Genomic DNA, 21329 nt, shown 5'->3' on the forward strand with positions numbered 1-21329 from the left:
GGGCGGGAATCTGGGCGTACACATTTCCTACACATATTAAAACCCTGCTTACGTTTGCCAGCCGTTCTCTACCGCTCACCGAGGGCCTCTTTATAGTGAAGCGTCATATGGCTAAAGCTGATAGGCTCCCTTAGCCAAGGCACAGCCGGCATCGAGCAACTCATCGCGCTCCTCCACCGAGAACCCCTCGGCGTATACGCGAACCACCGGTTCGGTCCCGCTGGGGCGGATCAGCAGCCAGGTGTCATCCTCGAATGCCAAACGTAAACCATCCATATGGCTTACAGCCTGCGGCGCCTTGCCGCAAATCGATTTAGGATTCATGCCAGGAAGCAGCGTTCGCAGCGATTCGGCGTCTTCGGCCTCAAGGCGCAAATCGCGACGCCCATAGCTCGTCTTACCAAAACTGGCCTCGAGCTGATCGACCAAAACGCCCAAAGGCGCGCCCGTCTTTGCCATAAGCTCACACAGAATCAGACAAGCAAGGATTCCATCACGCTCAGGCATATGCGCGGCGATGCCGATACCGCCGGCCTCCTCGCCTCCCATGAGGACGCCGCCCTTCTTCATCTCTGCAGCTATATATTTGAAACCGACCGGCTTAACGGCCACACGACAGCCAAGCGCCTCGGCAATGCGACGCACTAGCGTCGAGCACGAGAGATTGACGACGACACGCCCCTCCAAATTGCGGAATTGAACGAGGTCGCCCAAAACAAGCGCCATGATTTGATGCGGATGAATATATCTACCGCGTTCGTCGACCGCACCGATACGGTCGGCATCGCCGTCGGTCACCAGGCCTGCGCACGCCCCGTCCTCGACAACCGCACGCTCGCAAGCGTCCACCCACGGCTCAACAGGGTCGGGGCAAATGTCCTCTTGATCGGACGACTGTCCGGCATGAATCTCGTGCACCTCGACGCCTAGCTCCCGCAGCAGGTCGGCAAGATATCCCTGGGCCGCGCCGCCCATGGGGTCAACTACCACACGCAGGTGAGCGGCTCGAATGGCCTCGGCATCGACAAACGATGCCACCGCCTGCATATAGTCAGGAATAATATCCGCGGTGCGATAGCGTTCCTCGATCCCCATCGGCTCGGGGGCCATAGTCTCTTCGAGCTCTTCGATGACATCCTGATTGGCCGTCGAGCCATCTCCCATGCGCAGCTTAAGGCACAGATAACCCTGCGGATGATGGGACCCCGTCACCATGAGCGCGCCGCACGCCTCACCGTCATAAGCCGCCGCCCACGTAAGGGCAGGGGTCGGAACAGGTCGCGAAGCGAGCACGGCGTCTAGCCCGTGCGCTGCTAGCACACCCGCCGCAAGCTCAGCGAACTCGCGCGCCAGGGGCCGAGTGTCGAACCCTATATATACCGTTTTGCCCGGATTGGTCTTTTGCCACAACTCGCCGACGGCATCGGCGATACGGGCAACGTTATCGGCAGTGAAGTCCTCATCGACGCGAGCGCGCCAACCGTCAGTTCCAAAATGAATTATCGCGCACACGCGCAGACACCTCACAGTGTTTGGATCATGGTACGCATGAGGTATACCCGCGATACACGCTCGGCAACCTGCCGGCACCAGCATTCACCATTTGGGCAAATGCTGCCGAGGACATGCAGGCAATAAAAAAACCGCCCCGTATGGAGCGGTTTTGCCCTTTATATATCGAGCGCCTCGGCCATCGCTGCCGTAGTGATTGCCGTGGTTCCACAGCAACTGCCCACCATTGCGGCACCGGCATGTCTCCATTCGATGCATGCGCGCGCGAAAGCTTCGGGGTTCTCGTGCCATACGGGGCCATCCTGAGTCTGGACCGGATCGCCCACGTTGGGACGCACCGTGACGGGAGTAGTCGCCGATGCAACCATCCTGGGCACCGCCGCGTTCGCGGCCGCAAGCGAACAGCAATTAACACCAACCGAGTTTGCGCCGTGTTTTTCGGCGTACAAAACGGCTGCCTCGATGTTGAGGCCATCGCCCAACAGGTCGCCCTTATCGTCAACGACAAAACTCACCAGAACAGGCATGCCGTCGGCGGCATCTCGGGCGCCGGCAAGCATGGGCTGCAAATTACGGATAGACGTCACCGTCTCGATCAGCAGACCGTCAACACCAGCATTGAGCAAGGCGTGCGCCTGTTCGCGCGCAATGCCTCGGATCTCACGAAACTCGGCCGAGTCCTCGGCAAACCACTCAATACCGATCGGACCCATCGAGCCCAGCAGCAGCTGAGGGTGCGCCTGGCGGGCATCGTCGACGGCCCCGCGATTGACCTCCGCCACGGACGGCGCAATCTGGTCGTGCTTGAGGGCATAGCTTGATGCCTGAAAGGTATTGGTAATGAGTACCTGCGCGCCGGCGGCGACATACAAGCGATGGATACGAGAAACGGTCTGCGGCTCTGCCAGATTCCAAAACGCCGGTGGAATATCGGCGGCGTCGTACTCACTCAACAGAACACTGCCCATGGGGCCCTGCGCCAACAAGGTCTCGCTCGACAAGCGGCGCGTAAGTTCCTCGGCACCAAAGCGATTGTAATAACTCGTATCCATATATATCCCGCTATTCCTCGACGCTGATTCCCTGCTTTTCGAGATAGGCGAGCCAGCGGTTCATCGTGTCCTCGGATAGCGCATGCTCCATCATGCAGGCCTCGGAATCGGCTCGCTCAAATTCGACACCGAGCTCCTGAACCAAAAACGTGCGGACGAGGCGATGACGGTACCAGATAGCCGTGCCAACCTCGCGGCCGCGATCGGTCAGGACTACCTTGCCGTAGTGCGATTGCTCGACAAGCTCGGATGCCTTGAGCGCCGAAACCGCTTTATTGACCGATGCCTTGGAGACGCCAAGGCGCTGCGCGATGTCGACCGATCGCACGCCGTTGGTTTCCCCCTCTTCGCTTTCAATGCGAACCATGCACTCCAAGTAGTCTTCGTTCGCCACCGTCAGATGTAGTTCGCGCGAGCTATTTGTCGTATCCATGATCTTCCGTCCCTTCTGCATTCAATGGCTGATTCTACCCCATCCAAGCGTCGCGGTATGCCGTGGCATACCGTGCTAGAGTTCTTGTTGCACACGACGACCAAGATTGGAGCGGTCTTTATGGAAAACACCACCACGAACCCCGATGTCCTCGAGCGCTTTTTGCGCTACGTCCAGATCAACACGCAGTCCGAGGATGAAAACTGCGACCAGGTACCCTCGAGCGTCGTTCAGTTTGACCTTGCCAACGTGCTGGCTGAAGAGCTGCGCGAGCTTGGTGCGGAAGATGCCCACGTGACCGAGCATGCCTATGTCTGCGCGCATATCCCCGCAAGTGCGGGCGCTGAGGACAAGCCCGCCCTTGGCCTGATCGCCCATCTCGACACCACCGAAGTTGCACCGGGCGCCGGCGTGAAGCCGCACATCGTACACTACGAAGGCGGCGACCTGGTCTGCGGCACGGTTGACGGTAAGCCCGTTGCCATGAGTACCGCCAAGCTTCCCGCCCTGAACGACCTCGCGGGTGAGGACCTGGTCTGCAGCGATGGCACCACGCTGCTGGGCGCGGACGACAAGGCAGGCGTCGCCGAGATCATGTCGCTTGTCGCGCGTATCGCTCAGGACCCCTCTCTGCCCCATCCCGCACTCGGCATTTGCTTCTGCCCTGACGAGGAGATCGGTCACGGAGCCGAGCTGTTGGATATCGATACCTTTGGCTGCAAGTACGCCTACACGGTCGACGGCGGCCCCATCGGCGAGCTGGAGTGGGAGTGCTTTAACGCCGCCGAGGCGACCATCCGCTTTGAGGGCCAGTCCATCCACCCGGGCGACGCCAAGGGCCGTATGGTCAACGCAGGCAATCTGTTCTGCGACTTCAACGCGTTGCTCCCCTACGTGCAGCGCCCGGAGTATACGGAAGGCTACGAGGGCTTTTATCACCTTGAGGGTGTATCTGCAACCGTCGACCACGCCACGGCGCGCTACATCGTCCGCGACCATGACGCCGCCATGTTCCAGCAGAAACTCGACCTTATTGATGCCGCCGCCTCGATGCTCAACCAGCGTCTGGGTGAGGAGCGCGTGACGGTCGAGATTAAGCAGCAATATCGAAATATGGCCGAGATCGTTTGTGACTTTCCCGAGCTTATTGATGTTGCCAAGGAAGCCTACCTTGCCTGCGGCGTTGAGCCCCAAGTGCTGCCGATTCGCGGCGGCACCGACGGCGCGCAGCTGTCGTTCCGCGGTCTGCCCTGCCCCAACCTTTCCACCGGCGGCTATTGCTACCACGGCGTCAACGAGTTTGTCCCGGTCAGTTCGCTCGTCAAGATGACCGACGTCCTGCAGGAGCTCGTCGCCCGTTTCGCATAAGCCTGGCTGCATAAGCCCAAAAGACGAATCGCCCCGTCCTCTACAGAGAACGGGGCGGTTTTTGATACAAGGGGAGTAGTCAACATCGCAGGTTGAGCCAACGTCAGCGAGCGACGTCCAAGGCGAACAAGTTGGCATGAAAAAGGCAGGGCATTGACCTTCTGGTCATGCCCTGCCTTTTGAATGACAAATTGTCGCCTTGGGCGGCGCGCAGCGTCGAGTCGTTACGGCGTTTGGTAAAACGCCGTAACTTAGTAGTTGGCTTCGTAGCCGTTGCCGTCGCCCGTGGGCTCTTCATAGTAATCGGAACTGTCGCTCGAATCGCTTGAGTCATCAGAATCGTCAGAGCTGACCGATGAGGTTGCGGTACCGTTTGCGTAGTCGTCAGACGTGTTGTTGCTGAGGTCACCGATCGTAGAGCTGGAACCGTCGGAAAGACCCATGGTGTTGGGACCCTTGGGATCCTTGCCGGCATCGACGCGCTCCATCATTTCCTTGAGCTCGTCCTCGTAGACAAAGACGTAGCTCACACCGTCGATCATGGTGCTGTCGTCGGCGTACGAGGGCAGGTTGGCCGAGTAGATACCGTCGACATCCATACCGCGCATGGCGTTGACCGTAGCCACGATATCCTGAACGCTCATATCGGTTACAAGCATATCGGACAGCGAATTAACCAGGCCAAAGATCTTCGTGGCATCGAAGTTATTGAGAATCTGGTTGGCAAGGGCGCCAAGCACCTGACGCTGGTGGCGCATGCGCGTGTAATCGCCGTCGGCATAGGTGTAGCGGCAGCGGGCATAGGTAAGGGCGGTGGCACCGTCCATATGCTGCTGGCCAGCGGTAATCTTAATATCCAGGTGCTCGGGGTCGTCAACATCATCGGTTGCGTTAATGTCGATACCGCCAACCGAATCAATCAGCGCCTGCATACCGTCGAAGCTGACCTCGGCATAGTGGGAAATCTGAACACCGCACAGCTCGTTGACCGCCTCGACCATGGCCTCGGCGCCGCCAACGGTATGGCAGGCGTTGATCTTCATGGTCTCGCCCTTGTACTCGACCTTGGTGTCGCGCGGAACGGAAATGAGCGTCGCCTGCTTTTGCGTGGGGTCGATGCGTGCCAGGATAATCGAGTCGGCACGATACGTATCCTCGCCCGGACGGCCGTCGGTGCCAAGAAGCAGCACGTAGAACGGATCCTTTGCCTCATCGGTGTCAACCAGAACCCGACGCAGATTGTCAGTAATGACATTAGAATCGCCGAGCTTGCCCATAATGGTGGCAAACCACAGGCCGGCAGCGGTAGTGGCACTCAGCAGCACGCCAAGCACGACAATGAGCGCGACGTGACGAATCGTGTGGCTACGGCGGCGTTGACGAGCGCGCTCGGAATAGCGAGCCACGTTATCGCGACTGTAGATCTTGGCCTGCGCACCAGTTGAGGGTCTTCGGGTGGTGGTATCCGCGAGGGGCTTTTTATTAAACATAGGCAACCTGTATTAGTAGATGACGGGATCGGGGACGGTAGCATGCTCGACATGCGCGCCGAGCGCCTGCAGCTTTTCGACAAACTGCTCGTAGCCGCGCTTGATGTGATGGATAGCCGAAACCTCGGTCGTCCCGTCGGCGATCAAGCCCGCTACGACGAGGGCCGCTCCGCCGCGCAAATCGGGCGAGGTAACCTGTGCACCCGAGAAGCCCTTGACGCCATGAATCATGGCATGATGGCTCTCGATACGAATGTCGGCACCCATGCGCACCAGCTCAGAGGCAAACATAAAGCGATTCTCGAAGATGTTCTCGGTAATAACGGAACTGCCGTCGGCAAGGGCGGAGAGCACCATAATCTGCGCCTGCATGTCGGTCGGGAAACCGGGGAACGGAAGCGTCTGGATGTCGACCGGCTTGATACGCTCGGCACGGTTCACATGGACGCCATCCTCGACGCGCTCGCAGTCGATACCCATGAGCTCCATCTTCTTGAGCACCATGCCCAAATGAATGGGGCAAAAGCCCGTGACATCGACACCGCGATCGTCCGCCATCAACGCACCGGCGACGATAAAGGTACCGGCCTCGATGCGGTCGCCCACCACGCGATGGATAACGGGATGGAGCTCTTCCACGCCTTCGATAGTCACGACGGGCGTACCGGCGCCAACAATCTTGGCGCCCATCTCGTTGAGCATGTTGGCGAGATCGACGATCTCGGGCTCGCGGGCGGCATTGTCGATAACCGTGGTGCCCTGTGCGCGCACAGAGGCCATGATGAGATTCTCGGTCGCACCGACGCTGGCGAACTCGAGCGTGACGGTGGTACCGCGCAGACCTTGGGGCGCATTAGCGTTGATGTAACCGTGGGCGGTATCGAACTCAACGCCCAGGGCCTCAAGACCAAGAATGTGCATATCGATCTTACGAGCACCCAGGTTGCAGCCGCCCGGCATGGCAATTTTGGCGCGATGGAAGCGGCCCAGCAGGGGCCCCATGACGGCGGTGGAAGCGCGCATCTTGGCAACGAGCTCGTAGGGGGCCTCCCATGAATCGACCTGAGAGGTATCAATCTCGAGCGTGTGCTCGTCGAGAACATCGATCGTAGCGCCCATGCCCTTGAGCACCTTGCCCATCACGTGGACATCGGAAATATCGGGCACGTTCTGCAGCGTCGTCTTGCCCGGCGCCAGAAGCGTTGCCGCCATGAGTTTGAGCGCGGAGTTCTTGGCGCCCGAGACGGGCACGGAGCCTCCGATGGCGTGGCCACCCTCAACGCGGATAATATCCAAGGTCTACCCTTTCAAAAAGCATGCCCGGGGTGGCTGGGCCATCCCGGGCATGATGTGTTCGCAAATGGTCGAACGCTAAATCGTTTGACTATTGGGCAAGCTTGAGCTTACACCATGCGATTTCATTATAGAGGTAGGCGCGGCGTGCATCATCCTCCGACAAATTACCCAGCTTCTCTTCAAAACCTTGAATATCAGCTTTAAGCTTGTCGGCATCGACGGTCGCCAAATCGCAAGCGCGCTCGGCGAGAACGGTCACGACATCGTCCGCAACCTGGGCATAGCCGCCGGCCACGGCAAACGTGTGGTCGACAGTGCCCATGGCCTTATCGGAAACGCGAACGTAACCGCGGTCGATCGTGCAAATCTCGCTGGAGTGAGCAGGCAGGACGCCAAACTCGCCATCCGTGGACGGAATCGACACAAACGCAGCGTCGCCCTCATAGGCGCAGCTCACGGGGCACACGATGCGGATACGCATAACCTACTTCTCCCCCATCTTGCGGGCGCGCTCGCGCACGTCCTCAATCGTGGAAGCATAGCGGAAAGCCTGCTCGGGCAGGTCATCGGCCTTGCCGTCGACAATCTCGGCGAAAGAGCGGACGGTATCCTCGACGCGGACGTAGACACCGGGGTTACCGGTGAACTTCTCGGCGACGTGGAAGGACTGCGAGAGGAACTGCTGAATCTTACGAGCACGGTTGACCGTAAGGCGCTGCTCCTCGGACAGCTCGTCCATACCCAGAATGGCGATGATGTCCTGAAGGTCGGAGTACTCCTGCAGGAGCTCCTGGACCTTGACGGCAACACGGTAGTGCTCCTCGCCGACGATCGAGGGATCGAGAGCGTCGGAGGAAGACGCGAGCGGGTCGATAGCCGGGAACAGGCCGAGCGACGAAATGCTACGCGAAAGAACCGTGGTGGCGTCGAGGTGCGTAAACGTCGTGGCAGGCGCCGGGTCGGTCAGGTCGTCTGCGGGGACGTAGACAGCCTGGACGGAGGTAATGGAGCCCGTCTTGGTCGAGGTAATGCGCTCCTGGAGGTCGCCCATCTCGGTTGCCAGCGTGGGCTGGTAACCAACGGCGGACGGCATACGGCCCAGCAGTGCGGAAACCTCGGAACCCGCCTGGGAGAAGCGGAAGATGTTGTCGATGAACAGCAGAACGTCCTGGCCGCGATCGCGGAAGTACTCAGCGGTGGTAAGGCCGGCCAGACCGATGCGCAGACGCGCTCCAGGCGGCTCGTTCATCTGACCATAGACCAAGCAGGTCTTGTCGATAACGCCAGACTCGCTCATCTCGAGGAACAGGTCGGTGCCCTCGCGGGTACGCTCGCCGACGCCGGTGAACACCGAGGTGCCGCCGTGCTCCTGGGCGAGGTTGTTGATGAGCTCCTGAATCAGAACGGTCTTGCCGACGCCGGCGCCGCCGAACAGGCCGGTCTTGCCGCCACGGATGTAGGGCTCGAGCAGGTCGACGGCCTTGATGCCGGTCTCGAAGATCTCGGTCTTGGTGGTGAGCTCGTCGAAACGGGGCGCTGCATGGTGGATGGGGTAGAACTCCTCCACCTCGGGCATGGGCTTGCCGTCAACGGGCTTGCCCATGACGTTCCAAATGCGGCCGAGCGTCTTGGGGCCAACGGGCATCTTCATGGGCTCACCGGTATCGGTGGCGATGAGGCCGCGCTGCAGGCCGTCGGTCGAGGACATGGCGACCGTGCGGACGACGCCGCCCGGAAGCTGGCTCTCGACCTCGAGGATCGTGCTCAGATGACCGATCGGGGTCTCGGCCTCGACCGTGAGCGCGTTGTAGATCGGGGGCACCGCGCCGTCAAACTTGACGTCGACGACAGGGCCGATGATTCGCACGATGCGACCATCACCGGCAGTCGTCTTCTTGGTGGCTTCCTCGACCGCAAGCTTTACGGTGTTATTAGCCATTACTGTTCCTCCAATGCTGAGGCTCCGCCGACGATCTCGTTAATCTCGGTCGTGATCGAAGCCTGGCGCACGCGACTATACGTGCGGGTAAGGGTCGAGATGATCGCGGTGGCGTTTTCCGTCGCGGAGTGCATGGCCTTGCGGCGTGCACCCTGCTCGGCAGCCGCCGAATCGATCAGGGCCTGGTAGATGACCGTCAGGATATAAGACGGCACAAGCTTGCCGAGAACATGCTCGGGAGAGGGCACGAACTCGAACGTGGACGAGATGCGCTTAGGGGCGTCGGTCTCGTTCTTACGCGGACCGTGGGCCATAGCGATCATCTCGGGGTCGAGCGGCAACAGATGCTCGACGCGAAGCTCCTGATCCACGCGGTTCTTGGCGTGGTGGTAGACAAGCTCGACACGGTCAAGCTCACCGGCACGATACGCATCGCAGATATGAGAGGAGATCATGCGGGCCTGATTGAAATCGGGCTCAGAGGAGTTGCCCTCAAAGTGCATGACGACGTTTGCGCGGTCACGGAAATACGTGGCCGGCTTACGCCCGCACGCGATGATCTCGCACTCGATGCCGTCGTTCGCCCAAGAAGCGGCGAGCTTTTCGGCCGTGCGCTCCACCGTCGTATTGAAACCGCCGGCAAGGCCGCGGTCCGAGGCAATAACGACAATCAGGCCATGCTTGACGCTCTCATGCTTCTGCAGCATGGGATCGGTGCCCGAACAGGAGGCGTCGCCGGCGACCGTCAACATGACGTCGGTCAGCGCCTCCTTATAGGGCTCGGCCTGCTTGGAGCGATCGAGGGCACGACGGATCTTGGCCGTAGAGACCATCTCCATCGTGCGCGTGATCTGCTTGGTCGTGGTAACCGAGGAGATTCGCTTCTTAATGTCGCGAAGGTTGGCCATGGGGCTTAGTTCTCCTCTGATCCAGAAACATCCGAATGGTGCTTGGCCATGAACTGCTGCTTGAAGTCGCCGATGACGCGCAAGAGCTCAGCCTTGGTGTCATCATCGATCTTCTTGACGCGAACCTTGTCGAGCAGCGAACCAAAGCCATTGTCCATGTACTCGATGAGCTCGGCACGGAAGGGCAGCACGTCGGCGATCTCCAGGTCATCCAGGAAGCCCTCGTTGCCAGCGAACAGCGTAACGATCTGCTCGCCAACCTCAAACGGCTTGTAACGCGGCTGCTTCAGGAGCTCGGTCATGCGAGCACCATGGGTCAGCTGCTTCTGAGTAGCCTCGTCGAGGTCGGAGCCGAACTGCGTAAAGCCAGCGAGCTCCTGGTACGAAGCGAGGTCCAGGCGAAGGTTGCCGGCAACCTGCTTCATAGCCTTGGTCTGCGCATCGCCACCGACGCGGGACACGGAGATGCCCACGTCGACTGCCGGGCGCTGACCCTGGAAGAAGAGCTCGGACTGCAGGTAGATCTGACCATCGGTAATGGAAATGACGTTGGTCGGAATGTAGGCCGAGACGTCGCCGTCCTGGGTCTCGATGATCGGCAGTGCCGTCATGGAGCCGTAACCGTTCTTCTTGGACATCTTGACGGCACGCTCGAGCAGACGAGAGTGCAGGTAGAAGATGTCGCCAGGATAGGCCTCGCGTCCGGGCGGACGATGCAGCGTCAGCGACATCTGACGGTAGGCCACAGCCTGCTTGGACAGGTCGTCGTAGATGACGAGCACGTGGCCGCCGGGGTTGGTCTCGCTGGCGGGCTTGCCGTCCTCGCCGTTGTACATGAAGAACTCGCCGATAGCGGCACCGGCCATAGGCGCGATGTACTGCATAGGGGCGGAATCGGCAGCGGTGGCCGAAACGATGATGGTGTAGTCGAGCGCACCGTGCTGAGCGAGGGTCTCGCGGATGTTGGCAACCGTGGAGGCCTTCTGGCCGATGGCGACATAGATGCAGACCATGCCCTTGCCGCGCTGGTTGAGGATAGCGTCGATGGCGATGGCGGTCTTACCGGTCTTACGGTCGCCGATGATGAGCTCACGCTGACCGCGGCCAATAGGCACCATGGAGTCGATAGCGAGCAGACCGGTCTGAACCGGCTCGCACACCGGGGTACGATCGATGACGCCGGGAGCCTTGAACTCGATGGGGCGACGGTGCGTGGCGACGATGTCGCCCAGGCCGTCGATGGGCTGGCCGAGCGGATTGACGACGCGGCCGAGCATGGCACGGCTCACGGGGATATCCATAATGCGGCCAGTGGTGCGGCACTCGTCGCCTTCCTTGATGGAGTCGACGGCACCGAACAGAACGGCGCCGACCTCGTCACGGTCAAGGTTCTGGGCAAGGCCGAAGACGGTCTCACCGGTATCGGAGCTCTTGAACTCCAGAAGCTCGCCTGCCATGGCGCTCTTGAGGCCGGAGACGCGCGCGATGCCGTCGCCTACCTCGTCGACCGTTGAAACCTCATGCGTATCGACCGTCGCGGAGAGGCTCGTGAGCTGCTCCTGCAGTTTCTTGGCGATATCCTGGGCATTGAGGGTTTCGGACATTAGGCTTCACCTCCGTACGAATTAGCAGAGTTTGCGAGGGTCTCCTGCGCGATGCGCAGCTGCGTCTTGACGGAAATGTCACGACGCTCGCCGCGGGCCTCGAGCACCAGGCCGCCCACGATAGACGGGTCAACCTGCTCGATAAGGAATACCTTGCGGCCGAAGTCCTGCTCGCATTTCTTAGTGATGGTTTGACGCAGCTCGTCGTCGAGCGGGATCGCCGTGGTGACGGTCACGCCCACTACATCCTCGTCTTCCTCGGCAACATACTTAAAGGCAGCTGCCACCTTGGGAAGAAGGTCGAGCTGGTCGCGCTTGGACATGGTGTCGAGCACGGCGATGATCTCGGGGCTGGCGCTAGCCAGGCGCTCGATCATCTCGAGGTCCTCGAACACATGGTTCTCGGCCTTAGCGGCTTCCAGAAGGGAGCGCGCGTAGGTCTCGAGCACCTTGTCCTGATAGCGGCTAGTCGGCATTCAGGCTACCTGCTTCCTGGATGTAGCGCTCGATGAGCTTCTTCTGCTCGGCATCGTCCTCGAGTGCCTCGCCCACGATCTTGGTGGCGACGGCAACGGACAGGTCGGCGATGGAGCTCGCGGCACCGGCGTAGATGGACTTGCGCTCGTCCTCGACGGTCGTATGGGCCTTGGCGATGATCTCCTCGGCCTCCTTGTGAGCAGCCTCGATGATACGGGCGCGCTCGGACTCGGCGTCCTTACGGGCCTCGAGAACGATGTCGGCAGCCTGACGACGGGCGTCGGTGACGATCGAGTCGGACTCAGCGCGCTTGGCGATAGCCTCCTGCTTGGTCTTCTCGGCCTCGTCGAGGCTCTCCTCGATCTTCTTGCCGCGCTCCTCCATGGTTTTCATGATGCCCGGCAGGGCGACCTTGGCCAGCACGATCCAGATAATCAGGAAGGCGATAAGCGCCGGGATGAACTCCGCCATCTTAGGGATGAGGATGTCCGCACCGGCAGCGCCGTCCTCGGCGAACGCGGAAACCGGCATGAGCAGCGCGGCCGCGGACGCGGAGAGTGCGATCGCGCTCTTCTGGGATGAAAGATTCATACTTGACGCTCCGTGCTATTTAACGATCAGCGCGACAACGAAGCCGATCAGAGCCAGAGCCTCGCCGAAGGCGGAGCCCATGATGAAGACGGTGAACACGCGGCCCTGGACCTCAGGCTGACGGGCCATAGCACCCGTAGCACCCAGAGCAGACAGGCCGATAGCAAGACCAGCGCCGATAACACCGAGACCGTAACCGATAACTCCCACGATTCCTCCTTTGTCGTGCGTGTCTTATTTCACGCAGGATAACCTTTTTATAACTGCCGGGCTCCATGGGTACGGGCACCGGCGGTTTAACGAATTGCTTACCTTTAAGGCGCGAGCGGAAGACTACTCCTCCTCCGCGACCTCCTCTGCCTCGGAGACATACACGGCGGTAAGGACCGTGAAGACGTAAGCCTGGATGGCGCCGACCACAAGCTCGATCGCATAGATCAGGATGAGGATGGCAAGCCAGGCCAGCGAAGGCAGGGCGCCGACGGCGTGGGCCGCGGAAACCTGCTGAAGCAGCGGCTGCATGAACATGCTCGCCATGATGGCGAACGAACCCATGACCACGTGTCCTGCGAACATGTTGCAGAACAGACGGACGGCGAGCGTGATGAGGCGCAGGAAGGTCGAGAAGAGCTCGACGACCCACACGAGCACGTTCATCGGGAAGCTCACGCCCTGCGGGGCGAGGCTCTTGATGTAGCCGATCACGCCGTGAGCCTTGCATCCGTAGTAGATGAAGTACACGAAGGCGAAGATGGCGAGCGCGGCGGTGGAGCCGATTGCGCCGGTGCCGGGCTTCATTCCCGGGATCAGGCCGATCATGTTATTGATCAGGATGAACAGGAAAAGCGAGCACAGGAACGGGAAGTGCTTCTTCCAGTTCTCACCCACGACGCCCTTGCCGATATCGTTCTCGACGTACTCGATGATGTACTCGAAACCGTTGACGAAGAAGCCCTTGGGAACCAGGGTCTGCTTCTTCTTGAACACGGCCAGGACGATCAGGAGCACGATCGTGGAGACGATCAGCCAAAACGAGTACTGCGTGATGCCGCAGCTCAGATCGCCCACGACAGGGGTGGAGCTGAACTCGCTGACCAGATGATTAATCTCATCAGGCAGCTTTTCAAAAATTTCCACGACTTACCTTTCGACCTCATGAGGATCTCGCAGCGCCTTGGCGACGCGAACCGTGCAGGCGGCCATAAAGGCCACGAAGCCGATCGCCTCGCCCAGGAGGAACATGCGAAATGCCTCTCCGAACAACACAAACACAACCAAGGTAAAGACGAGCAGGGCGATTGCCGAGACCGCCAGACTCACCATACCCTTGAGCATGTCCGCATTCTGTTTATCGTCAAGAACCGGCTTGAGCGTAAAGACAAAGGGAAGAAAGGCAATCGCGCCCGCAATGGCGCCTGCAACGATAGCGAGCAGATCGGCTATCTGAAACACTGGCGTCCTCACTTTCCTTTTTTAACGCTTCCCAGAACAGTTCCCGCCAAACATTGGTGACTATTGTACGAGCCAATCGCTAAAGTACAACCGAAAAAGCATCGGTTAATACGCACCTGTTCGTTTTCTTAAGACCTTCTTTATGCCGCAGGTAGGTAATACGTTTTTCTCGAACCCCTCTGGGCTAAACGTCCGTTAACAGGAGTGCGCGTGGACGTCTTTTGCTCGCCCGCGCGCACCATTTCTTCGTATTTGTGACCGTAGCCGACAAGGCCCGACGACTAGAGCGTGCCGTAGATGCGGTCGCCGGCGTCGCCCAGGCCGGGAACGATGTAGGCGGCCTCGTTGAGATGGTCATCGATGGCGCACGTATAAATATGTACGTCAGGATCCTTCTCGGTCAGCGACTTGAGGCCCTCGGGCGCGGCGACGATGCACAGCATGCGGATGTCCTTGACACCGCGCTCGCGCAGGTAGCTGATAGCCATCTCGGCCGAACCGCCCGTGGCGAGCATGGGGTCGACAACCAGGCAGATACGCTGGTCGATATCCTTGGGCATCTTGCAGTAATACTCATGCGGCTCGTGGGTGACCTCGTCGCGCTCCATGCCGATGTGGCCCACGCGGGCAGAGGGTACCAGGTCGAGGATGCCGTCGACCATGCCAAGACCCGCACGCAGGATGGGAACGATGGCGAGCTTCTTGCCGGCAAGCTGCTTAAACGTGGCGGTGGTGATGGGGGTCTCGACTTCGACGTCTTCCATAGGCAGGTCGCGCATGGCCTCGTAGCCGTCAAAGAGCGCAAGCTCGCGCACGAGCTGGCGGAACTGGTTGGTGCCGGTGTTTTTATCGCGCAGGATCGACAGCTTGTGCTGAACGAGCGGGTGATCGACAAGCGTCACACGGGACGCATCATAGGTGACGGTCATGGGTTGATTGCCCCTTTCGTTGCGGCCGCAAAACGGCCTTGCTGACAAGGCGCGCAGCAATGTCGCCACCGCACGCCATGCATTAGTTTAGCGGTTTGTTGTATCGAGCAGCCCATCGCGGCTCTACTGTGCAGTACTGAGCGAGCGCTTGACTGCATCACGCCAGCCCGTAAGGTTTTGCTCGCGGCGCGCGGCGGACATGTGGGGAAGGAAGGTCCTAACGATCTGGGCATTTTGCTCCAGCTCTTCCAGATCTTCCCAATAGCCGACGGCAAGACCCGCCAAGTACGCGGCACCGATTGCCGTGGTCTCCACCGTCTCACATTGCAGCACGGGGATATCCAGCAGGTCGGCCTGGAATTGCATGATGAACTCGTTGCGCGAGGCACCGCCATCGACAGACAGGCGCTCGATCGAAAGCCCCACGTCCTGCTCCATGGCGCGCAGCACGTCGTAGCTCTGATATGCCATGGATTCGCAGGCGGCGCGTACGATGGTCGCACGGCTCGAGGCGCCGGTCAGACCGCACACGATACCGCGGGCATGCGGGTCCCACCAGGGAGCGCCCAAACCCGCAAAGGCGGGAACGAAGTAGCAGCCCTCGTTGTCGTTAATCGAAGCGGCAAGTTGTGCCGACTCGCTCACGCTCGAGATGATGCCCATGTTGTTGCGAAGCCAGTTCATGGTGGAGCCGGCAGCAAAGATGGAGCCCTCGAGTGCATAGCTGATCTTCCCGTTCGCAGCGATACCGATGGTGGAAACCAAGCCGTTCTTGGATTCGACGATCTCGTCGCCGGTGTTCATGAGCATAAAGCAACCCGTGCCATAGGTGTTTTTGGTCTGGCCGGGACGGAAACAGCAGTGGCCGAACAGCGACGCCTGCTGGTCGCCCGCCACGCCCATGATGGGCGGCATGTTGGTCATGATGTCGCTCGCGACGCGGCCGTAGTCACCCGAGCTCCAGCGAACCTCGGGCATCATGGAACGTGGAACGTCAAAGAGCGCCAGCAGGTCGTCGTCCCAATCGAGCGTATGGATATTAAAGAGCGCCGTGCGGCTGGCATTGGTGTAGTCGGTGGCAAAGACCTGGCCGCCAGTGAGGTTGTAGATGAGCCAAGTGTCGATGGTGCCAAACATGAGGTCGCCCGCCGCCGCGCTCTCGCGTGCGCCGTCGACGTTGTCGAGAATCCACTGCACCTTGGAGGCCGAGAAATACGGGTCGAGCGTGAGTCCCGTGCGGGAGCGCACCAGCTCTTCTGCGCCCTGCTCGACCAGCTCGTCGATCAGAGGTGCGGTGCGACGGCATTGCCACACGATGGCGTTATAGATGGGTTGGCCGCTTATGCGGTCCCACACAACCGTGGTCTCGCGCTGGTTGGAGATGCCGATGGCGGCAATGCGGTCGGAGTGGATACCGCTCTTAAACTGGACTTCCATCATGACGGCGATTTGACTGGCAAGGACCGCCATGGGGTCTTGCTCTACCCAACCGGGACGCGGAAAACTGGTTTTGACGCTGCGACGTGCCTGCGCGACGATGCATCCGTACTCGTCGACGATGGTCGCAAGTACCGAGGTGGTGCCGCAGTCGAGCGCCATGATGTAGGAACCGCCAAAGTCAAACGAGGCATCTTCCATGCCCAGGCTGCCCAGATTCAACGACATCGCTTACACCTTTCTATTGCATCGGGTCGGACAGGACCCGTTCGATCTCTGATGCGGGAAGTGCGCCTTGGCGCAGGATCTGGAGCCCGCCGTGCTGGAACGACACGATGGTCGAGGCGTCGCGACACGGGGTCTCACCGGCGTCGACGGCAACATCGACACCCTCCAGGATGCGACCCTCGACGGCGGCAAAGCTTGCCGGCGAGGGCGCACCGTGCGTGTTGGCGCTCGTGCAGGCAAGGGGACTGCCGCAGGCGCGGATGAGCGCTTGGACCACGGGAGAGGCCGAAGCGCGCAGGGCCACGGTGTCGTCGGCAGCGCGCATAAAGGTCGGCACGCAGGGGGCTGCCTTAATCACGATAGTCAGGGCTCCCGGCCAGCATCGTCGCGCGAGTACGCGGGCATCTTCCGGGATATCCACGCCATAGCGGTCGAGTGCTTCGACGCCATCGACCAGCCAAGCCACAGTTTGCGTGAGTTCACGTTGCTTGAGAGTGAAGATACGTCGATAGCCGGTGCCGAGCGCAGGGACTGCGGCGCCGTTGACGGTGGCTTGCGGGTCGCATGACCACGACGGGAACTCGCTTGTATCTTGGGGGACGGCATCAGAGAAGGCATTGACTGCCACGGCGACGCCGTAGACGGTCTCGGTCGGAATCAGTGCCAGGCCGCCGCGGCCGAGCACCTCTGCCGTGCGCTCAACGGCGAGCCGATGCGGCTCGCGCGCTCCCTCGTATACCCGATAGACCGTCTGCATGTGTATGCCAGCCCCTTACGCTCTGGTGCAAGTTTGTTTACTGTGGGGCATTCTCGCACGAAACGTTCAACCTATTTGCCCAGAGCGCATGTTGGTTTGGTGAGCGGCTCTAGTAGTCGGTGAAAGTGAGGGGGTTATTGGACTGCGACGAACTTCTTTGGCCTGCCGGCGTGGCGTTCTTGGGCGGCGTAGCGCTCGATGCTGCCTATCGTTATCATCCGACGGCCGTCGACGAGTTCAACATCGAGCTTTCCGGCTTTGACCAGCGCGGTAATCCGCGGAGCGGAGACTTTGAGGTCCAGCGCTGCGTCTTTAAATGTTCGGCACGCCGCTTCCCGAGCGTCCTCGTGGTCGATTTCGACTGAAAGGGTCACGACCTCGGCCGAGCGTTCGTACCCTGCCGGAGTCAAACCGTTGTTGAGGTCGTCGGCCAAAAACGCCATCAGTGCCTCGGTGGCATGGGCAATCGCTTCTTCGCGCGTATCGCCATCGGCAAAGGCGCCGGGAATCTGCGGGAAGCTAGCGCAGTAACCATCGTCTTCTTTTATGAGAACGCAGTCATAGGTAAATCGCTGCCTCATTTTGCCTCCAACTACCATCCAGCTTGGCGACGAATACTTGCCCACGTGCCCTTCTTTGGTCGATCACCACCAGAGCCGTTCACGGTGACAACGCGGTCACCAGAAACATACTTAGCATGACTACCGACTTGCGCGACCTTCACGAATCCATCGTGCTTGAGTAGGGCAATGATTTCCCGAAAGGTAGGAGGTTGCATGGGCCGACCTCTTTCAGCCGTCCTAATTATAAACTACTTTATAATTTTTGCTAACCAGTTAATAAATATTACTGGCGTTGCTTGGGCTCGGTGACGATGGCTCGGACAATGCGGGGGCGATCGGTGAGGTCGTGGACGATGCGCACGTCCGACAGACCCGCTTGGCGGCAGAGCTCGGCCGCAGCGTCGAGCGCGCCCTCGTAGAGCTCGCAGGCAAAGAGTCCGCCGGCACGCAGCATATAGGGTGCCGCATTGAGCAGGCGGCGGAAGATGTCCAGGCCATCGACGCCGCCCTCGAGCGCTAGGTCGGGCTCGAAGTCCTTGACCTCGTGCGGCAGCGAGCGCATGACATCGGTGGGGATGTAGGGCGGGTTGGAGACGAGTACGTCAAAGGTGCCCCACTCTTCACGGGGAATGGAGCTCACCAGGTTCGTGAGGCTGAAGGCGACCTCGTCGGACGTGAGGCCAAGCGCATCGCGGTTTTTGGTAGCAAGGTCGATGGCGCGCGGCTCGATATCGGTAGCAGTGCAGGTGACGTGGCCGCGACGCTCCCAGGCGATCGAGAGCGAGATACAGCCCGTGCCGCAGCCGACCTCGAGAACGCGGGCAGTGCGGGGCTCGGCTGGAGCAGGCGCAGCGGCATCCTGAGCTGAAACCGTCTCCTGGTCGGCGCCCTCGATGGCGATGTCGTATTCGTCGAGCTCGGGCTCGGCGGCTTTTGCGGCTTCGGCTTCTGCTGCTTGCGCGGCGGCTTCCTCGGCCTCGCGATCGGCAAGCTCCTCGGCATAGGCGCGGCTACCGAGCACGTCGCTACCCAGCGCAGCCTCATCGGCGGCCGTCAGGTTGGCAGCACGGCGCTCGGCGGTCGCGCGTTCGTCGGCCAGCGCCGCCTCAGCTTTGCGGGCCTGCTCGACCTCATCGTTCCAAGGCAGCTCAACACGCTGACGGGCAGCGGCCTCGGGGCTCAGTACCTCGGCATCCAGATAATTGAGGACTTCCTCGACGAGCATCTCGGTCTCGGGGCGCGGAATGAGCACACCGGGGGCGCACGCGACGTCGATCATGCGAAACTGCGTGCTGCCCGTGATGTATTGCAGCGGCTCGCCCTTAGCGCGGCGGACAACGGCCGCATGCATGGTCTCGAGCTGGGCCGCGTTAAGCGTCTCGTCCATACGCATATATAGGTCAATGCGCGCCAGGCCCGTGGCGGCGCACAGCAGCCACTCGGCAGAAAGACGGGGGTGCTCCTCGCCGCGCTCGGCCAGGTACTCCTTGGTCCACTCGAGACAACGCTTGATGGTCCAAATCTCGTTTGCCATGGGGCCCTCCCCTCTTAAGCGCCGGACGGCGCGCGAATGTCGGAGCAGATTGTAAGCGAGGCCAGCGCTTGGCAAGGGGCGATTGAAGGCGATTATCGAGAATCAGCCCAGAATTTTGCACCGAGCTCGCTCAAAGTGTTCATTCGCTGACGTCTAAATTTGCATTCGTCAAGCTTTTGGCAAGGTTGCCCCAAAACTGACCAATATCTAACCAAGAACTTGCCACATCGCTTGACGCACGACCCATCAAAAATCGCTCCGCGACTTCTTGAACGATATTTTGAGCAATATTTTCGATAGCGGACTTATGCCGTCAATTACCTTAAGCAGGTAAGCAGCTCAAATGACATCACAGCCGACTGAATAAAATATCAAGGCAATGTCACCAATGACTCCCTACGAATCATTTGACAACCAAGGAAACGCCGATGTTTTGGCAATGTCAGCGAGCGACGTCCAGAGCGAACAAGTTGGCATGAAAAAGGCAAGGCATAGACCTTCTGGTCATGCCTTGCCTTTTGAATGACAAATTGTCGCTCTGGACGGCGCGCAGCGTCGGCTGGTCCGCCGTTCGGTAGAACGGCGGAACTTAGACTGCCTGTGCCAGCTTCTCGGCTCGCTCGGCGGCGGCGAGTGCCTCGATGACCGTGCCGAGCTGGTCGCCCAGGAGGACGCCGTTGTAGGTGGAGTTGAAGCCGATGCGGTGATCGGTCACGCGGTCCTGGGGCTGGTTGTAGGTACGGATCTTCTCGGAACGGTTGCCGTGGCCGATCTGGCTCTGGCGCTCGGCACCGAGCTCTGCCTGCTGCTTCTCGAGCTCCATCTCGTACAGGCGGGCGCGCAGCATCTGCATGCAGACCTCGCGGTTCTGGATCTGGGAGCGCTGTTCCTGCGACTGCACCACGGTGTTGGTGGGAAGGTGGGTGATGCGCACGGCGGAATAAGTGGTGTTAACGCACTGACCGCCAGGGCCGGAGGCGCAGTAGGTGTCGATGCGCAGGTCGGACTGGTTGATCTGGACGTCGATCTCCTCGGCCTCGGGAAGCACGGCGACAGTTGCCGTGGAGGTCTGGATACGGCCCTGGGACTCGGTCTTGGGAACGCGCTGGACGCGGTGCACGCCGGACTCGAACTTCATGACGGAGTAGACGCGGTCGCCCTCGACCTTGAACTCAATGGACTTAAAGCCGCCGGCCTCGCTGGGGCTGGAGTCGAGCACGGTGGTCTTCCAGCCGCGCGACTCGCAGAAGCGCTGATACATCTTGTACAGGTCGCCGGCGAAGATGGCCGCCTCGTCGCCACCGGCGGCGGAGCGAATCTCGACGATGGTGTTCTTGTCGTCGTTGGGGTCGCTCGGGATGAGCATGTACTTAATGTCTTCCTCGAGCTGGGGAAGCTTGGCCTCGTTTTCGGAGATGTCCATCTGGAGCATCTCCTTCTCATCGGCATCGGTAGTATCGTGGAGCATTTCCTTGGCAGCCTCGATGTCATCGAGCGCGCCGATGTACTCGCGCGAGGCGGCGATGAGGTCGGACTGGTGCGCGTACTCCTTGTTGAGACGCGTGAACTCCTTGATATCGGAGGCGACGGCCGGGTCGGAAAGCTTCTTCTCGAGCTCCTCGTAGGCCTTGATAATCTTTTCGAGCTTGTCGCGCATGGCGGGACTCCTTTATATGCGTGAAGGTGAAAATCGGCAGAGCTGATGGGGCGCACGGCGCCACTGCGGGGGTAAGCCCGGCTAGAACATGTCGATCTTCAG

General features: G+C 60.3%; 22 protein-coding genes. 1 reads left to right on the forward strand and 21 read right to left on the reverse strand.

The genetic code is table 11. The features are described 5' to 3' along the window. Nucleotides 1-111: 111 nt before the first annotated feature. The 3 genes from DW913_RS03295 to DW913_RS03305 all read right to left on the reverse strand — a co-directional run bounded on the left by DW913_RS03295 (nt 112) and on the right by DW913_RS03305 (nt 2997). Nucleotides 112-1512 (reverse strand): phosphoglucomutase/phosphomannomutase family protein, encoded by a 1401-nt coding sequence (locus DW913_RS03295; RefSeq protein WP_117797573.1) that lies wholly within the window; start codon nt 1510-1512, stop codon nt 112-114. Nucleotides 1513-1670: 158 nt separating this feature from the next. After that, nucleotides 1671-2564, reverse strand: coding sequence for a homocysteine S-methyltransferase family protein (locus tag DW913_RS03300; RefSeq protein ID WP_055252635.1), 894 nt, complete (start codon nt 2562-2564; stop codon nt 1671-1673). A gap of 10 nt (nt 2565-2574) precedes the next feature. Continuing rightward, nucleotides 2575-2997 (reverse strand): metal-dependent transcriptional regulator, encoded by a 423-nt coding sequence (locus DW913_RS03305; RefSeq protein ID WP_089573098.1) that lies wholly within the window; start codon nt 2995-2997, stop codon nt 2575-2577. A 120-nt stretch (nt 2998-3117) separates the two neighbouring features. Here DW913_RS03305 and pepT point away from each other — a divergent pair, with 120 nt between their 5' ends. Then, entirely contained in the window at nt 3118-4365 is a 1248-nt protein-coding gene (gene pepT / locus DW913_RS03310; RefSeq protein ID WP_117797574.1) for a peptidase T, read from the forward strand. A gap of 251 nt (nt 4366-4616) precedes the next feature. Here pepT and DW913_RS03315 read toward each other — a convergent pair whose 3' ends face one another. The 18 genes from DW913_RS03315 to prfA form a co-directional block, all read right to left on the reverse strand. Continuing rightward, nucleotides 4617-5855 (reverse strand): LCP family protein, encoded by a 1239-nt coding sequence (locus DW913_RS03315; RefSeq protein WP_117797575.1) that lies wholly within the window; start codon nt 5853-5855, stop codon nt 4617-4619. Between the two features lie 12 nt (nt 5856-5867). Further along, nucleotides 5868-7151, reverse strand: coding sequence for a UDP-N-acetylglucosamine 1-carboxyvinyltransferase (gene murA, locus DW913_RS03320; protein ID WP_089573101.1), 1284 nt, complete (start codon nt 7149-7151; stop codon nt 5868-5870). 88 nt (nt 7152-7239) lie between these two features. Next, a complete protein-coding gene (gene atpC, locus DW913_RS03325) occupies nt 7240-7632 on the reverse strand; it encodes an ATP synthase F1 subunit epsilon (RefSeq protein ID WP_006235718.1) in 393 nt (130 codons plus the stop codon). Nucleotides 7633-7635: 3 nt separating this feature from the next. Further along, nucleotides 7636-9090: a F0F1 ATP synthase subunit beta gene (gene atpD / locus DW913_RS03330; RefSeq protein WP_006235717.1), complete on the reverse strand. Its 1455-nt coding sequence runs from the start codon at nt 9088-9090 to the stop codon at nt 7636-7638. Next, nucleotides 9090-9998: an ATP synthase F1 subunit gamma gene (gene atpG, locus DW913_RS03335; protein ID WP_006235716.1), complete on the reverse strand. Its 909-nt coding sequence runs from the start codon at nt 9996-9998 to the stop codon at nt 9090-9092. The genes atpD and atpG overlap by 1 nt, the downstream gene beginning before the upstream one ends. Nucleotides 9999-10003: 5 nt before the next feature. Continuing rightward, a complete protein-coding gene (atpA, locus tag DW913_RS03340) occupies nt 10004-11602 on the reverse strand; it encodes a F0F1 ATP synthase subunit alpha (protein ID WP_117797576.1) in 1599 nt (532 codons plus the stop codon). After that, the gene (locus DW913_RS03345; protein WP_006235713.1) at nt 11602-12078 is read right to left on the reverse strand and encodes a FoF1 ATP synthase subunit delta; all 477 of its coding nucleotides are present in this window, start codon (nt 12076-12078) and stop codon (nt 11602-11604) included. The genes atpA and DW913_RS03345 overlap by 1 nt, the downstream gene beginning before the upstream one ends. Then, nucleotides 12068-12670 (reverse strand): F0F1 ATP synthase subunit B, encoded by a 603-nt coding sequence (gene atpF, locus DW913_RS03350; protein WP_006235712.1) that lies wholly within the window; start codon nt 12668-12670, stop codon nt 12068-12070. The genes DW913_RS03345 and atpF overlap by 11 nt, the downstream gene beginning before the upstream one ends. A 15-nt stretch (nt 12671-12685) precedes the next feature. Then, nucleotides 12686-12880, reverse strand: a complete 195-nt coding sequence (locus tag DW913_RS03355; protein WP_022094262.1) for an ATP synthase subunit C — start codon at nt 12878-12880, stop codon at nt 12686-12688. Nucleotides 12881-13003: 123 nt separating this feature from the next. Continuing rightward, entirely contained in the window at nt 13004-13807 is an 804-nt protein-coding gene (atpB, locus tag DW913_RS03360) for a F0F1 ATP synthase subunit A (protein ID WP_022094263.1), read from the reverse strand. 3 nt (nt 13808-13810) lie between these two features. Further along, nucleotides 13811-14122: a hypothetical protein gene (locus tag DW913_RS03365; RefSeq protein WP_022094264.1), complete on the reverse strand. Its 312-nt coding sequence runs from the start codon at nt 14120-14122 to the stop codon at nt 13811-13813. Between the two features lie 281 nt (nt 14123-14403). Continuing rightward, the gene (upp, locus tag DW913_RS03370; RefSeq protein ID WP_040359658.1) at nt 14404-15051 is read right to left on the reverse strand and encodes a uracil phosphoribosyltransferase; all 648 of its coding nucleotides are present in this window, start codon (nt 15049-15051) and stop codon (nt 14404-14406) included. Between the two features lie 123 nt (nt 15052-15174). Then, nucleotides 15175-16716, reverse strand: a complete 1542-nt coding sequence (gene glpK / locus DW913_RS03375; RefSeq protein ID WP_117797577.1) for a glycerol kinase GlpK — start codon at nt 16714-16716, stop codon at nt 15175-15177. A gap of 13 nt (nt 16717-16729) precedes the next feature. Next, nucleotides 16730-17473 (reverse strand): L-threonylcarbamoyladenylate synthase, encoded by a 744-nt coding sequence (locus DW913_RS03380; RefSeq protein WP_117797578.1) that lies wholly within the window; start codon nt 17471-17473, stop codon nt 16730-16732. A 134-nt stretch (nt 17474-17607) separates the two neighbouring features. Continuing rightward, nucleotides 17608-18099: a type II toxin-antitoxin system HicB family antitoxin gene (locus DW913_RS03385; RefSeq protein WP_147349624.1), complete on the reverse strand. Its 492-nt coding sequence runs from the start codon at nt 18097-18099 to the stop codon at nt 17608-17610. Further along, nucleotides 18066-18251, reverse strand: a complete 186-nt coding sequence (locus DW913_RS10270; protein WP_089573106.1) for a type II toxin-antitoxin system HicA family toxin — start codon at nt 18249-18251, stop codon at nt 18066-18068. The genes DW913_RS03385 and DW913_RS10270 overlap by 34 nt, the downstream gene beginning before the upstream one ends. Before the next feature lie 68 nt (nt 18252-18319). After that, nucleotides 18320-19570, reverse strand: coding sequence for a HemK/PrmC family methyltransferase (locus DW913_RS03395; protein WP_117797580.1), 1251 nt, complete (start codon nt 19568-19570; stop codon nt 18320-18322). Nucleotides 19571-20159: 589 nt separating this feature from the next. Beyond that, nucleotides 20160-21227, reverse strand: a complete 1068-nt coding sequence (prfA, locus tag DW913_RS03400; RefSeq protein ID WP_055252487.1) for a peptide chain release factor 1 — start codon at nt 21225-21227, stop codon at nt 20160-20162. Between the last annotated feature and the right edge of the window lie 102 nt (nt 21228-21329).

Source organism: Collinsella sp. AM42-18AC, from assembly GCF_003467965.1.
GTDB lineage: Bacteria > Actinomycetota > Coriobacteriia > Coriobacteriales > Coriobacteriaceae > Collinsella.